This window comes from Pseudomonas fluorescens, assembly GCF_001307275.1.
Classification (GTDB): Bacteria; Pseudomonadota; Gammaproteobacteria; order Pseudomonadales; family Pseudomonadaceae; genus Aquipseudomonas; species Aquipseudomonas fluorescens_AA.
This window is the reverse complement of record NZ_CP012831.1, coordinates 3,064,857-3,076,542: the sequence shown is the minus strand read 5'-3', so window position 1 is coordinate 3,076,542 and position 11,686 is coordinate 3,064,857. Positions and strand designations below refer to the sequence as shown.

Annotated in this window: 13 protein-coding genes; 3 read left to right on the top strand and 10 right to left on the bottom strand. The window is 64.2% G+C overall.

What is annotated here, in order from left to right; genetic code table 11:
• The first annotated feature begins 31 nt into the window (after nucleotides 1–31).
• A complete protein-coding gene (locus AO356_RS13590) occupies nucleotides 32–1,438 on the top strand; it encodes an adenosylmethionine--8-amino-7-oxononanoate transaminase (RefSeq protein ID WP_060740227.1) in 1,407 nt (468 codons plus the stop codon).
• Nucleotides 1,439–1,594: 156 nt separating this feature from the next.
• Entirely contained in the window at nucleotides 1,595–2,314 is a 720-nt protein-coding gene (locus AO356_RS13585; RefSeq protein WP_060740226.1) for a 16S rRNA (uracil(1498)-N(3))-methyltransferase, read from the top strand.
• 126 nt (nucleotides 2,315–2,440) lie between these two features.
• On the opposite strand, the gene trhA is transcribed toward AO356_RS13585, so the two are convergent.
• Nucleotides 2,441–3,058: a PAQR family membrane homeostasis protein TrhA gene (trhA, locus tag AO356_RS13580; RefSeq protein WP_060740225.1), complete on the bottom strand. Its 618-nt coding sequence runs from the start codon at nucleotides 3,056–3,058 to the stop codon at nucleotides 2,441–2,443.
• Between the two features lie 158 nt (nucleotides 3,059–3,216).
• Here trhA and AO356_RS13575 point away from each other — a divergent pair, with 158 nt between their 5' ends.
• A complete protein-coding gene (locus tag AO356_RS13575) occupies nucleotides 3,217–4,131 on the top strand; it encodes a LysR substrate-binding domain-containing protein (protein ID WP_060740224.1) in 915 nt (304 codons plus the stop codon).
• A gap of 137 nt (nucleotides 4,132–4,268) precedes the next feature.
• Here the strand turns inward: AO356_RS13575 and madM are convergent, their stop codons facing one another.
• The 9 genes from madM to mdcA form a co-directional block, all read right to left on the bottom strand.
• Nucleotides 4,269–5,033 carry a malonate transporter subunit MadM gene (gene madM, locus AO356_RS13570; protein ID WP_060740223.1) on the bottom strand — a complete coding sequence of 255 codons (765 nt, stop codon included), beginning with the start codon at nucleotides 5,031–5,033 and terminating at the stop codon, nucleotides 4,269–4,271.
• 1 nt (nucleotide 5,034) lies between these two features.
• Complete coding sequence (gene madL / locus AO356_RS13565; protein WP_060740222.1) at nucleotides 5,035–5,451, bottom strand: malonate transporter subunit MadL; 417 nt, start codon at nucleotides 5,449–5,451, stop codon at nucleotides 5,035–5,037.
• 67 nt (nucleotides 5,452–5,518) lie between these two features.
• The gene (gene mdcH / locus AO356_RS13560; RefSeq protein WP_060740221.1) at nucleotides 5,519–6,439 is read right to left on the bottom strand and encodes a malonate decarboxylase subunit epsilon; all 921 of its coding nucleotides are present in this window, start codon (nucleotides 6,437–6,439) and stop codon (nucleotides 5,519–5,521) included.
• The gene (locus AO356_RS13555; RefSeq protein WP_060740220.1) at nucleotides 6,436–7,059 is read right to left on the bottom strand and encodes a malonate decarboxylase holo-ACP synthase; all 624 of its coding nucleotides are present in this window, start codon (nucleotides 7,057–7,059) and stop codon (nucleotides 6,436–6,438) included. The genes mdcH and AO356_RS13555 overlap by 4 nt, the downstream gene beginning before the upstream one ends.
• Nucleotides 7,053–7,856, bottom strand: coding sequence for a biotin-independent malonate decarboxylase subunit gamma (mdcE, locus tag AO356_RS13550; RefSeq protein ID WP_060740219.1), 804 nt, complete (start codon nucleotides 7,854–7,856; stop codon nucleotides 7,053–7,055). The genes AO356_RS13555 and mdcE overlap by 7 nt, the downstream gene beginning before the upstream one ends.
• The gene (locus AO356_RS13545) at nucleotides 7,853–8,704 is read right to left on the bottom strand and encodes a biotin-independent malonate decarboxylase subunit beta (RefSeq protein WP_060740218.1); all 852 of its coding nucleotides are present in this window, start codon (nucleotides 8,702–8,704) and stop codon (nucleotides 7,853–7,855) included. The genes mdcE and AO356_RS13545 overlap by 4 nt, the downstream gene beginning before the upstream one ends.
• Nucleotides 8,697–8,996, bottom strand: a complete 300-nt coding sequence (locus AO356_RS13540) for a malonate decarboxylase subunit delta (RefSeq protein ID WP_003206454.1) — start codon at nucleotides 8,994–8,996, stop codon at nucleotides 8,697–8,699. The genes AO356_RS13545 and AO356_RS13540 overlap by 8 nt, the downstream gene beginning before the upstream one ends.
• Nucleotides 8,996–9,871: a triphosphoribosyl-dephospho-CoA synthase gene (locus AO356_RS13535; RefSeq protein WP_060740217.1), complete on the bottom strand. Its 876-nt coding sequence runs from the start codon at nucleotides 9,869–9,871 to the stop codon at nucleotides 8,996–8,998. Before AO356_RS13535 ends, AO356_RS13540 begins: the two co-directional genes overlap by 1 nt.
• On the bottom strand, nucleotides 9,872–11,542 hold the full coding sequence (gene mdcA, locus AO356_RS13530; RefSeq protein WP_060740216.1) for a malonate decarboxylase subunit alpha: 1,671 nt from the start codon (nucleotides 11,540–11,542) through the stop codon (nucleotides 9,872–9,874).
• Nucleotides 11,543–11,686 lie beyond the last annotated feature (144 nt).

Genomic DNA, 11,686 nt, shown 5'->3' with positions numbered 1-11,686 from the left:
CCCGCCGCGAGCCGCCTCGAGGAGACTGTAAATGGGCCTGAATAACCAGTGGATGCAACGCGACCTCGCGGTGCTGTGGCATCCCTGCACCCAGATGAAAGACCACGAACAGCTGCCGCTGATCCCCATCAAGCGTGGTGAAGGCGTGTGGCTGGAAGATTTCGAAGGCAAGCGCTACCTCGATGCCGTCAGTTCCTGGTGGGTCAACGTGTTCGGCCACGCCAACCCGCGCATCAACCAGCGCATCAAGGACCAGGTCGATCAGTTGGAGCATGTGATCCTGGCCGGCTTCAGCCATCAGCCCGTGATCGAACTGTCCGAGCGCCTGGTGAAGATGACGCCCGAGGGCCTGACCCGGTGCTTCTATGCCGATAACGGCTCGTCCTGCATCGAAGTGGCGATGAAGATGAGCTTCCACTACTGGATCAATCGCGGCCGGCCGGACAAGAAACGCTTCGTCACCCTGAGCAACAGCTACCACGGCGAAACCATCGCGGCGATGTCAGTGGGCGATGTGCCGTTGTTCACTGAAACCTACAAAGCGTTGCTGCTGGACACGATCAAGGTGCCGAGCCCCGACTGCTACCACCGCCCCGAAGGCATGGGCTGGGAAGAACATTCGCGCAACCTGTTCGCCGCCATGGAGCAGACCCTGGCCGAGCACCACGACACGGTGGCGGCGGTGATCGTCGAGCCACTGATCCAGGGTGCCGGCGGCATGCGCATGTACCATCCGGTGTACCTGAAGTTATTGCGCGAGGCGTGCGACCGCTATGGCGTGCACCTGATCCATGACGAAATCGCCGTCGGCTTTGGCCGCACCGGGACGATGTTCGCCTGTGAACAGGCCGGTATCACACCGGACTTCCTCTGTCTGTCCAAGGCCCTGACCGGCGGCTACCTGCCGCTGGCGGCGTGCGTGACCACCGACGAGGTCTACAGCGCGTTCTACGACGACTACCCGACCCTGCGCGCCTTCCTGCACTCCCACAGCTACACCGGCAACCCGCTGGCCTGCGCGGCGGCCCTGGCGACGCTGGACATCTTCGAAGAAGACAACGTCATCGAAAACAACCAGGCCCTGGCCCAGCGCATGGCCAGCGCCACTGCGCACCTGGCCGATCACCCGAACGTCGCCGAAGTGCGCCAGACCGGCATGGTGCTGGCCATCGAGATGGTCAAGGACAAGGTCAGCAAAACCGCGTATCCGTGGCAGGAACGGCGTGGCCTGGCGGTGTTCCAGCATGCCCTGGAGCGCGGTGCATTGTTGCGGCCGTTGGGTAGCGTGGTGTATTTCCTGCCGCCGTATGTCATCACCCCCGAGCAGATCGACTTCCTCGCCGAAGTGGCCAGTGAAGGCATCGACATCGCCACCCGGGACAAGGTCAGCGTGGCGGTGCCGAAGGACTTTCACCCGGGCTATCGCGATCCGGGCTGACGACACGTTTCTCTGTGGCGAGGGAGCTTGCTCCCGCTGGGCTGCGAAGCGGCCCTAAAGAAGAGCGGGCGCTGCGCACCCGAGCGGGAGCAAGCTCCCTCGCCAAAAAAGCTCCCCTGCAGCAATGTCGAATTCAGATTCAATAGAGAACAAAACATGAGACTGTCCCGCTTCTTCATCGACGCCCCCCTGAGCCTCGGCGACCACGAACTGCCTGAAGCCCAGGCCCACTACATCGGTCGGGTGCTGCGCATGGCCGAGGGCGATGCGGTGCAAGTGTTCGATGGCTCCGGCCAGGAGTTTCGCGGCACGTTGGCCGAAGTCGGCAAAAAGCGCGTGCGGGTGCAGTTGGACGAGCAGTTCGCCGGACAACTTGAATCGCCGTTGCGTATCCACCTCGGCCAGGGCCTGTCCCGGGGCGAGCGCATGGATTGGGCGATCCAGAAAGCCACGGAGCTGGGGGTCAGCGAGATCACGCCGATTTTCAGCGAACGTTGCGAAGTGCGCCTCAAGGACGAGCGCGCCGACAAGCGCCTGCTGCACTGGCGCCAGGTGGCGATCAGCGCTTGCGAGCAGTGCGGGCGCTCGACCGTGCCGGTGATCCATCCACCGCTGCTGCTGGCTGACTGGTTGAAGCAGGCCGAAGCCGAACTGAAGCTGGTGCTGCACCCGGTGGCCGAACCGCTGGTCAGTCATGAAAAACCGTCGACCCTGGCCTTCCTGATCGGTCCCGAAGGCGGGTTGTCGGATGCCGAGGTCGAGCAGGCCAAGACCGCCGGCTACCAGGCCGCCCGCCTCGGCCCCCGCGTGCTGCGCACCGAAACCGCGCCGGTGGTGGCCCTGGCCGTGGCGCAGCAGTTGTGGGGGGATTTCTGAAGTCTGATACCCCCTGTGGGAGCGAGCTTGCTCGCGATGGCGGTGGGCCAGTCAACATCGATGCTGACTGATCCGACGCTATCGCGAGCAAGCTCGCTCCCACATTGAATCCAGGTTGCTCAGGGGTTAGAGCACATAAAACAGAATCGCCACGAAGTGCAGCAGGCTGCCGGCGATCACGAACAGGTGCCAGATGCCGTGGGCGTGGCGCAGACGATGGTCAAGGGCGAAAAAGATGATGCCCACGGTGTACAACACGCCGCCCGAGGCCAGCCAGGCAAACCCGGTGCTGCCCAGGGCCGCCAACAACGGTTTGACCGCCACCAGCACGATCCAGCCCATCACGGCGTAGATCACGATCGACAGGATCCGCGCTTCGGAACGCGGCTTGATTTCCTGCAAGATCCCGATCACCGCCAGCCCCCAGACGATCCCGAACAACGTCCAGCCCCACGGCCCGCGCAGGGTCACCAGGCAGAACGGGGTATAGCTGCCGGCGATCAACAGGTAGATCGAAAAGTGATCGACCTTCTGCATGATTTCTTTTTTGCGCCCGCGCACGCTGTGATAAACCGTCGAAGCGCTGTACAGCACCAACAAAGTGAACCCGTAGATGGCCACGCTGACGATCTTCCACGGATCGCCCGCCATCCCGGCGATCACCAGCAACCACACTGCGCCGATAAACGCCGCCACCGCCCCCACCAGGTGCGTCCAGGCGTTGAGTCGTTCCCCGTGATACATCCAATACCACCTCACATTTAGAAACAGGTGCCCAGGCTCAGGCTTGGCGCTGCAAAGTGCAATGCTTTGCTGCTACCCCTCTGAACCCACCACTGATTAACTCCTCCAAAAAGAGTCGATTGGGGCACAATCAAACCATACGAATAAGAGTCCGCCCCATGCTGATCGACGAAGAATTGACCCTGAAGAAACTGGAGGTGTTCCTGGCCTTCATGCGCACCGGTAACCTGGCGCGGGCGGCGGCCGAGTTGCAGACCAGCAACGTCAGTGTGCACCGGGCCATTCACTCGCTGGAAAGCGCCCTGCGCTGCCCATTGTTCAAGCACGAAGGGCGCAACCTCACACCGCTGGAAAGCGCTTACGTGCTGGAAGAACGGGCGCAGAAGCTGATCCAGGACGTGGTCGACAGCGTGCGCCTGACCCGTGAGGCCGCCGGTTTCTCCGCCGAGCGCTTCAAGCTCGGCTCGCTGTATTCGCTGACGGTCAAGACCGTGCCGCAGTTGATCATGGGCCTGAAGATCCGCCGCAGCGAACTCAATATCGACCTGATCATGGGCTCCAACATCGACTTGCTGTACAAGCTCAAGAACATGGAGGTCGATGCGATCCTGGTGTCCCTGGACGACAGCGTCAACGACCCGGACTGCGAGCAGATTGCGCTGTTTTCCGATGACATCTTCCTCGCCACGCCAGCCGACTCACCCTTTGCCCAGCGCAGCGAAGTCGACCTGGCCGAGGTCCGCGACGAGACATTCATCACCTTGACCCAGGGTTTTGCCACACATCAGGACGGGATTCGGGTATTCAAGCAGGCGGGGTTCGAACCGAAGGTGGCGATGCAGGTCAACGACATCTTCACCCTGCTGAGCATGGTCAGCTCCGGGGTGGGCTATGCGTTGCTGCCCGGCCGGATTGCGGCGGTGTATGAAAACCGGGTGAAACTGATCCCGTTGCAGGAAAAGTACCGGTTGCAGCAGCACATCGGCGTGGTGTTCCTCAAGGCCAAGGAGCGTGATCCGAACCTGCTGGCGCTGTTGGCCGAGTGCCGGATGTATGCCAATCGCCAGGCCTGAAATCGTGCTGCCCCCATCGCGAGCAAGCTCGCTCCCACAAGGTTCGTGGCATACCCAGAATCCAGGTTCACCCCGATCCACTGTGGGAGCGAGCTTGCTCGCGATGGCATCGGCCCACTCAGAGCCGATCCGGAGGCTTAACCAACAATCCCGCGAACAATGAAGTACAACAACGAAGGCCCCAGCAAGCACCCCAACCCGGTGTGGAACGTCGCCGTCAACGCGCCGTACGGCACCAGCCGCCGGTCCGTCGCGGCCAGGCCGGCCGTCACGCCACTCACCGTCCCGGCCAAGCCACCGAATACCATGGCCGAGCGCGGGTTATCCAGGCCCATCCAGCGCGCCGCCATGGGGGTGCCGACCATTACGATGATCGCCTTGATCAAGCCGGTGGCAATCGACAACGCCATCACATCGGACGTGGCGCCAATCGCGGCCCCGGTCACGGGCCCGACGATGTAGGTCACCGCACCCGCGCCGATGGTGGTCATGCTCACCGCGTCGCGATAACCGAACAACCAAGCGATGCTCGCACCGACGATGAACGGCAGGATCGTGCCCAGCAGCAACGCGATGACGCCAATCATCCCGGCCTTCTTCGCCTCGGTGGCCTGCACTTCGAAGGCCGTGGCAACGATGGCGAAGTCACGCAACATGGCCCCGCCCATCAAACCGATACCGGAGAACAGGGACAAGTCCGCCAGACCTTTTTGCCCGCCAGTCATGGTGCCGCCCACCCAGGCCAGCACCAGGCCGATGACAATGGCGATCGCCGAACCGTGGATCCGTCCATAGGTCAGGCGCTTGGACAACACCACCGATACCCACATGATCACGCCCACGAACGCGAACGCCGTGATCAGACCGTTATGCTCCAGGCCTTTCTCGATGAGATCCCACATATCAGCGACCTCCTGCTGGCGTGCCCAGCGGGGTCAGTTCCGCCGGCTCATCGGGCAATGGCTCGCCTTTGTGGGTCCGGCTGATCAGCGCAATGGTGCAACCACAGAGCACCACCGAACCGATGGCCGCCAACACCGCCACCGGGCCACCGTGCAGGGCCGTGACCACGTTCTGCTGCGCGGCCATCGCCACCACCACCGGAATGTACATGGCGCCCCAGAAGGCCACGCCCATCTCACAGTCCTTGGTCATGCCGCCGCGTTTTTGCATCCACAACCGTGCGCAGATCAGCAGGATCATGGCAATGCCGACCCCGCCCACGTTGGATTTGACGCCCAGCAACACGCCGAGCATGTCGCCCAGGATCACCCCTGTCAGCGTACAGATCGCCAACAGCGCCACACCGTAAATAATCATTGTCGTAGTCCTCAAAGTGCATCGTCGAAGTTGTTGTTTTTGTGCTTCGTCAGCTTGAGTAGGTGGTCTAGGGTTGGCGGTTTCCCTCCTCACGCAACAGCGCCTGCAAGGTATCGAGCCGGGCACCGTCGAAGGCAATGACGGTGCCCTGCTCGAACACCCGGCGCGCCAGCCCGGTGAGTACCGCGCCGGGTGGCAGTTCGATCTGTAGCCGCACGCCACGCTCGTAGGCGCTTTGCACGGTGCCGCGCCAATCGACGACGCGGCACATGTTGAACGCCAGGTCGTCGCGCAGGGCCTCAGTGCTGATCACCGGCCGGGCGCGGCTGCTGCTGAGATAGCCCAGTGTGGGGGCTTTCAACGGCACCTCGGCAAACGCCTGGGCCAATGTCCGCGCCGGAGCCTCCAGCAACGGGCAATGGGACGGCACGCTCACCGCCAGCCGACAGGCTTTGCCAGCGCCTTGGCGCCGAGCCTTTTCGGCGACCAGGCCCATGGCTTCGTCGCTGCCGGCAATGACCACTTGGTTGTCGGCGTTGATATTGGCCAGGTAGACCGGCGTTGCTTGGCTATGCACCTGGGCCAGCAAGGCTTCCACTGCCGCCAGGTCCAGGCCGATGATCGCGCTCATGCCGTAGCCATGCGGATACGCCTGCTGCATCAGTTCACCGCGCAGGCTGACCAGCCGCAGCGCATCCTCGAAGCCCAGCGCCCCGGCAACGACCGCCGCCGGATACGCACCGATGGACAGCCCTGCCACATAATCCGGCGCGGGGGCTTGTTCCAGCAATCGGCGGGCCGCCGCCACGCCGGCGATCAGCAGGCACAGCTGCACGGCGCGGGTCGATTGCAACGCCTCGGCGCTGTCCAGTCGCAAGACGTCTTCACCGAGCACATCCCCTGCCTCGTCCAGGATCAGCGGCGCCAGCCCATGAAGCATGCCCACGCGCTGCGCACCCTGGCCGGGAAAGACGAAGAGGCTGCTCACACGACCTGCTCCACGCAAGGCTGCCAAGGATCGCTCACCAGCCGGGCCTGAACATCGTCCTTGAGCAAGACCCGAGGCGACGAACCCGCCCATTCCCGCAGGGCCACGGCGCCGCGAGGCGTTTGCAACTGCATGTCCACGGCGCATACCGAAGCATCCAGTAGCGCCAGCAAATCCCTGGCCTGGAGACGATCCAGACAGTGCGGTGTGCGCAGAATCAAATCCAGGTCACTGCGCTCATGCAGGGCCTCGACACCGCTGGCGAGTTCGAACCCGGCGCTGCCGCTAACGCCCCAGGTCCAGCCACTGCCATCGAGTAGCGGGCGCAGCCGGGCCAGGGCGTGCAGGGCCGGCAGATCGCGCGGCGACTCGATCTGGCACAGGTCCTCCGGGCGCACCCGGCGCTGGATCGCAGCCATCGGCATCGACGTGGCGTAACGCTGCGCCCTGGAGCGACCGCGCACGCCCACCGCGACATCCCCGGACAAGGTCAACGCCCGGCGCACCACCACCGGTTGGCCGAGGCCGAGGCTCTCGACGGCCCAGCGTGGCGCATCCGCCGGCAAGTGCTCCGGCGTCATTCCCCAGAGCAGGTCATGGGCCAGGAACCCGTTCACCACTGCGCGCTCAACAATTGGCGAACCGTGCTGGAGGCGGCCCGATGGGTCGCACCGAGGCGGCTGCGCAAGTCGCGAGGCGCATTGGCGACATCGTTGATCGCTTGTTGCAGGCAGTCAGTCACCCGAGCCAGATCGCTCGCGCAGGGCTGCTCGATCTGCTCCACCGACAAGGTTTCCCACAGCAGGCCCAGGCTGGCAAAACTGTCGATGTCATAGGCCATCGGCGGCACGCTGGCGGCCAAGGCTTCAAGCTCTTCGACACTGCGCAAGGTCACCCGCGCCGCCGAGGCCTTGCCCATGGCGTGGACCATCACGCCCGGGTCGCGCAGGGCAATCAGCCGGTTGGCCTGGTAGCCGTGGGCCAGGAACGCCCCCGACATCGCCTTGCCCACCAGCAAGCCAATCACCGGATGCCCGGCCAGCCGCGCACGGGCATAGCTGTCCGCCGCACCGGCCAAGGCCTGATGAATGCCCAGGGCTTCTTCACGCCGGCCATAGGCCTGGCTCGGTACATCGACAATCGCGATCAACGCACGCTTGTGGGCGGCATCGCGGTCGGCATCGATGGCGTCATCCACCGCCTTGGCCAGGCCCCAGCCTTCCAGCAAGCCGACTTCGCCGTTGCGCGCCCGGGGGAAACGGTTGTCGGGATCGGCCACCACCGCCAGCAGGCGCGCGGTTTGCTCGCCCAGGCGGACATCGGCGACCTTCAACGAAGCAGGCAAACCTTGTACCGCGCTGGCATCGCCACTCAAGGCTTCGAACCAGCGCAAGCCTCTCAATGAATAGGCACTCATGGGCGTTCTCCCTGATACAACTGACGAACCGCTGCCGGTTCGATTTGCACATCAGTGTCCAAGCGCGCCAAGCGCTGCAGGAACAGTTCGGCCTGGCCGCTACGGTGTTGCACGGGCACGCCCAGGTGCAGCAATTGGCTGACCTGTTGGCGGATCTGCGTCACATCGTCGGCCGCATAACGATCCACCAGTCCCGTGGCGAAACGCTGCTCGCCGCCCGTCAGGCTCCAGATGAATGGCCGGTCACGGGAGTCGTATTCGTCGAGGCCGGCTTCCTGTTCGATCACTTGCGGACCGTTCAGGCCCAGCCGCGCTTCCCGGGTCACCAGCAGATAACTGCACAGCCCGGCGGCGATGGACATGCCGCCAAAGCAACCGACGCTGCCGGCCACCACGCCCACCACGGGCTGGTACTGACGCAAATCGACAATCGCCGAATGAATCTCGGCAATCGCCGCAAGCCCCAGGTTGGCCTCCTGCAACCGCACGCCACCGGTTTCCAGCAGCAGCACGGCGCGGGTCGGAATGCCTTTGCGGTTGTCTTCGGCGGCCAGTTCCAACGCCCCGGCAATCTTCGCCCCGCCGACTTCGCCGAGGCTGCCACCCTGGAACGCACCTTCAATGGCGGCGATCACCACGGGCAGGCCATCGAGCGTGCCTTTGGCGATCACCACGCCGTCGTCGCTTTGCGGCACCACGCCCTGACGCAACAACCACGGCGACATGACCCGCTGGAACGGGTCGAGCAATTCACGGAAAGTGCCGTCATCGAGCAAGGCCTGGGCCCGCTGCCGGGCGCCGAGTTCGACGAAGCTGTGCTTGTTGAGCAACGCTGCGCTGTCAGTCATGGCCGATCTCCTCGAAACCTTGCTCCAGGCGCAGACGCACCACGCCAGGGGTGGCGCCGAAATCATGGATGTCGATGGACAGGGCCGGTGGCGTCTGGCCGTCGAACATGCGGGCGAACAGATGTTGCCAGCGTTGCTCGCTGCCATTGACCGAGGTCTGCACCTGGATGGTCAGCTTGCCCGCCAGGCCAGGTTCGATCAGCACTTCCAGGTCGCCCGAGCCGACGCAGCCCACCAGCGCCCGGCCCCGTGGCGGCTGCCCGGCGGGGAATTCAAAGGATAGGGTTTCCATCAGCACACTCCAGGGAAGAGGCCATCGCCACGCTCGATACGATCGAGGAACAGGCAGGCGGCGAGCAGGTCGGCAGCGCCGCCGGGCGAGGCGTTCAAGGCAATCAGTTGTTGGTCCAGCGCGTGCAATTGGCGCCGACCGCCCAGGCTCGCACTGCCACCGGCATCGAGCACCGCTCTGGCGCCTTGTTGCATGGCCTGCAAACCCGGCTCGCCAGCGCGGTAGAGCACGCAGGTGTCGGCCAGGGTGGTCATGATCGCCAGCAAGGCATCGAGCCGGGCGTTCTGCTCGCCCGCCCCTGCCGCGCGGCTGCGCTTGAGTTGCGGCAGGCCCAGGCCAGTCACCGCCGGAAACGCCAGTTGCGCTTCTTCCCGGGCACCGCGCACGCCGTAGCGCTGGGCGACCTGGGCGCCATGGCTCAAGGGGCGAGGCGCATAACGGTCGTTGAGCAAGGCCAGGCGGGCGGCGCGCAAAGTAACGGCGCTGGCGACACTGGATTCAGGTTCCAGCGCCGCTGCAGCGACCAACAGGCCCAAGGCCCAGATCGCGCCACGATGGGTGTTTACCCCGCCCGTGGTGGCAAGCATCGCCGCTTCCCCCTCACGGCCGATCCGCCCCAGGGCTTCGCGCAACGGCAGGCCGATTTCGCCGCATTCCAGGGCGGCCTCGGCCATTTCCTTGAACGCCGGCCACAGCGACAGCGCCGAAGCATGCATCAGGCCCAGGTGCAGGTCGGTGTGGGCGCCATTGCCGCGACGGTCCACCAAGGCCGGTTTAGGTGACAGGTCGGCTTCGTCGATCAGCGCATCCACTGCCATGTCCGCCAGACGTTCGGCCAAGGACAGTTTTTTCGGTTGCAGGTTGAAGGCGTGCATTTACCAGCTCCTGAACTTGGCAGGTGGGTTGTAGAGGCCACCGGACCACTCCACCAGATCGGCCACGCTCTTGGCCGCGAGCAACTCGCGGGTGGCGTTGGTGCGACGGATGCCGAGGTCTTCGGGCAAGGCGATCAGCCCTTCGCGGCGCATGCGCGCGGTGTCTTTCGGATCATGGCGCAAACCGATGGCGGTGACCCCGGCCACGGCGGCGATCATCGCCTGGCGTTCTTCCAAGGAACGAGCCTTGTACAGGTAGGCGATGCCCTCTTCGGTCAGCAGGTGGGTGACGTCGTCGCCGTAGATCATGATCGGCGCCAGGGGCATGCCGGCTTTCTTCGCCACGTCCACCGCATCGAGGGTCTCGACGAAGGTCGGTTTGCCGCCCTCCTGGAACGTCTCGACCATCTGCACCACCAGCTTCTTGCCGCGTTCGAGCAACGGCGCCTCGCCATCGCCATGGCGCATGTCGAGCCAGGCCGGCGTGCCATGACGGCGACCGCGGGGGTCGTGGCCCATGTTCGGCGCACCACCGAAGCCGGCCAAGCGGCCGCGGGTCACGGTGGAGGAATGGCCGTCGCCGTCCACTTGCAGGGTGGCGCCGATGAACAGGTCCACCGCGTACTGCCCGGCCAGTTGGCAAACCATGCGATTGGAACGCAGGGAGCCGTCGTGGCCGGTGAAGAACACGTCGGGGCGAGCGGCGATGTAGTTTTCCATGCCCAACTCGGTGCCGAAGCAATGCACGCTTTCGACCCAGCCGCTTTCGATGGCCGGGATCAGGGTTGGGTGGGGATTGAGGGTCCAGTTGCGGCAGATCTTGCCCTTCAAACCGAGGGATTCGCCGTAGGTCGGCAGGATCAATTCGATGGCGGCGGTGTTGAAACCGATGCCGTGATTGAGGGACTGGACGTTGTGTTTTTCGTAGATCCCGCGGATCGCCATCATCGCCATCAACACATGCACAGGCTTGATGTGGCGCGGGTCGCGGGTGAACAGCGGCTCGATGTAGAACGGCTTGTCGGCCACCACCACGAAGTCCACCCAGGACGCCGGAATGTCCACTCGCGGCAGGTCGCTGACGTCATCCACCAACTGGTTGACCTGGACAATGACAATCCCGTCGCTGAAAGCCGCCGGCTCGATCAGCGCCGGGGTGTCTTCGGTGCTCGGGCCGGTATAGATATTGCCGGCGCGGTCGGCCATGAAACCGGCCGAGAGCACCACGTTGGGAATCAGGTCCACCACCAGCCGGGCATAGAGTTCGATGTAGGTGTGGATCGCACCGATTTCCAGCAGGCCATCTTCCAGCAACTGGCTGATGCGCAGGCTCTGGGTGCCGGCGAAGGAGAAATCGAGCTTGCGGGCAATGCCGCGCTCGAACAGGTCCAGGTGCTCGGAACGGCCGACGCTGGGCATGATCATGTGCAAATCATTCAGCTTGCTCGGGTCAGCCTTGGCCAGGGAGCGCGAGAGGAAGTCCGCCTGCTTCTGGTTGTTACCCTCCAGCACCACACGGTCGCCGGGCAGGATCAACGCCTCCAGCGCCGCGACGATCTTGTCGGTGGGCAACACCACACCGTCGGCAAGCCCCTTCACCAGCCCGAGACGCCGCTGCTTTTCGCTGCGCCGCCGCGTCCAGCGCGAGTCGGGGGATATTGTTGTTGTCATGACCACTCCACGGGTTCGCTGTCGTGGGGGCTACCTTAGGAGTGTTGTGGCGAGGGCATCAATCAAGCTCAGCGGCGGATCGTTACGGTTGGAGTAATGGTGGGAAAAACGGACCCAGTCCCCTGTGGGAGCGAGCTTGCTCGC

Bases quoted from the DNA above. Each gene is read 5' to 3' on its own strand.
- AO356_RS13590 (WP_060740227.1), top strand. From the start codon at position 32: ATGGGCCTGAATAACCAGTGGATGCAACGCGACCTCGCGGTGCTGTGG.
- AO356_RS13585 (WP_060740226.1), top strand. From the start codon at position 1,595: ATGAGACTGTCCCGCTTCTTCATCGACGCCCCCCTGAGCCTCGGCGAC.
- trhA (WP_060740225.1), bottom strand. From the start codon at position 3,058: ATGTATCACGGGGAACGACTCAACGCCTGGACGCACCTGGTGGGGGCG.
- AO356_RS13575 (WP_060740224.1), top strand. From the start codon at position 3,217: ATGCTGATCGACGAAGAATTGACCCTGAAGAAACTGGAGGTGTTCCTG.
- madM (WP_060740223.1), bottom strand. From the start codon at position 5,033: ATGTGGGATCTCATCGAGAAAGGCCTGGAGCATAACGGTCTGATCACG.
- madL (WP_060740222.1), bottom strand. From the start codon at position 5,451: ATGATTATTTACGGTGTGGCGCTGTTGGCGATCTGTACGCTGACAGGG.
- mdcE (WP_060740219.1), bottom strand. From the start codon at position 7,856: ATGAGTGCCTATTCATTGAGAGGCTTGCGCTGGTTCGAAGCCTTGAGT.
- AO356_RS13545 (WP_060740218.1), bottom strand. From the start codon at position 8,704: ATGACTGACAGCGCAGCGTTGCTCAACAAGCACAGCTTCGTCGAACTC.
- AO356_RS13540 (WP_003206454.1), bottom strand. From the start codon at position 8,996: ATGGAAACCCTATCCTTTGAATTCCCCGCCGGGCAGCCGCCACGGGGC.
- AO356_RS13535 (WP_060740217.1), bottom strand. From the start codon at position 9,871: ATGCACGCCTTCAACCTGCAACCGAAAAAACTGTCCTTGGCCGAACGT.
- mdcA (WP_060740216.1), bottom strand. From the start codon at position 11,542: ATGACAACAACAATATCCCCCGACTCGCGCTGGACGCGGCGGCGCAGC.